This is a genomic window from Oleiphilus sp. HI0066, assembly GCF_001635725.1.
Genome location: NZ_LWFH01000361.1, coordinates 1 through 676, shown reverse-complemented (window position 1 = coordinate 676; position 676 = coordinate 1). Strand labels below are relative to the sequence as shown.

At 45.0% G+C, this 676-nt stretch carries 1 protein-coding gene; it reads left to right on the top strand.

What is annotated here, in order from left to right:
• On the top strand, positions 1 to 676 hold a 676-nt coding region (locus A3738_RS05135; RefSeq protein ID WP_156503976.1), incomplete at both ends, for a class I tRNA ligase family protein.

The following is a 676-nucleotide window of genomic DNA, read 5'->3' as shown; positions in this document are numbered from 1 at the left end:
AGATGAAGATGTTCTAGACACATGGTTCTCATCAGCACTTTGGACATTCGGCACACTTGGCTGGCCTGAAGCAACTGAGCGCTTAAAGACCTTCCATCCAACAGATGTACTAGTCACCGGTTTTGACATTATTTTCTTCTGGGTCGCTAGAATGATCATGATGACAATGCATTTCATCAAAGATGACGATGGCAAAGCGCAAGTACCATTTAAATATGTGTACGTTACCGGCCTTATTCGCGATGAAAACGGCGACAAAATGTCAAAGTCTAAGGGTAACGTACTAGACCCTCTCGACATGATTGATGGCATCGATTTAGAGTCACTCGTCGAAAAACGCACTGGTAACATGATGCAGCCGCAGCTTGCTCAAAAAATCGAGAAGCGCACGCGAAAAACTTTCGCGGATGGTATTTCAGCGCACGGCACTGACGCATTGCGATTCACCCTATACTCACTCGCTTCAACTGGCCGCGACATCAATTGGGACATGAAGCGCTTAGAAGGCTACCGTAACTTCTGTAACAAGATTTGGAATGCTGCACGTTATGTTCTAATGAATACAGAAGAGCACGATTGCGCGCAGAATCATGATAATTACGAGTTAAGTATCGCAGACAAGTGGATCATCTCTCGCCTTCAACAAACTGAAGCGACTATTGAAAAAGCCGTTAGT